Raw genomic sequence first — 709 nt, 5'->3', positions numbered from 1 at the left:
CTCCTCGACGTCGCCCTCGTCCGCGACCTCGGCCCCGGCGGCCCCACCTGGCACCCCACCTCGTCCGTGCGCACCGTCTACCGGGCCGGCGCACCCGTCATGCTCAAACTGTCCCTCGGCCTGCGCATCACCAACTCACGCCGCGAGAACCTCCGCAAGGAACTCCTCCGCGGCATCGAGGTCGACCGCATCCTCCGCGCCGGACTCGCCGCCGAACTCCACGCCGCCCACCCCGGATTCGACATCGTCCGGGACCGCGCCTGGCTCGCCGTCGACGCCCCCCGCACCACCGGCCCCGAGCGCGCCGAAAGCGGCCTCGAACTCGTCCTCCGCGAAAACCCGTTCGGCGACACCGACACCGTGTGCGTGGCCGGCCTCGTCGCCGAACGCCCCGGCCTCGGCCCCTCCCGCCTCGCCACCCTCGTCCGAGGCCTCGCCGCCCGGACCGGCCACAGCACCGCCGACATCGCCCACGAGTGGTTCACGCGCTACCTCGCCGCCGTCGCCGCGCCCGTCCTCTGGCTCGACGCACACGCCGGCATCGCCCTCGAAGCCCACCAGCAGAACACCCTCGTCGTCCTCGACCCCGACGGCTGGCCCGCCGGCGGCCGCTACCGCGACAACCAGGGCTACTACTTCCGCGCCTCCCGCACCGCCGACCTGCGCGACCGCCTCCCCGCCGCGGGCGCCGCCAGCGACACCGTCGTCG

The 709-nt window shown here is 75.0% G+C and carries 1 protein-coding gene; it reads left to right on the top strand.

Annotated elements, in window-relative coordinates; all coding sequences use genetic code 11:
• The coding region (locus tag AC1DSF_RS30515) for an IucA/IucC family protein (protein WP_478184054.1) at positions 1–709 on the top strand (709 nt) is incomplete at both ends.

Source organism: Variovorax sp. 01N429 (assembly GCF_056399425.1).
Note: the sequence above shows the minus strand (reverse complement) of the source record. Positions and strands in the feature narration are given on the sequence as shown.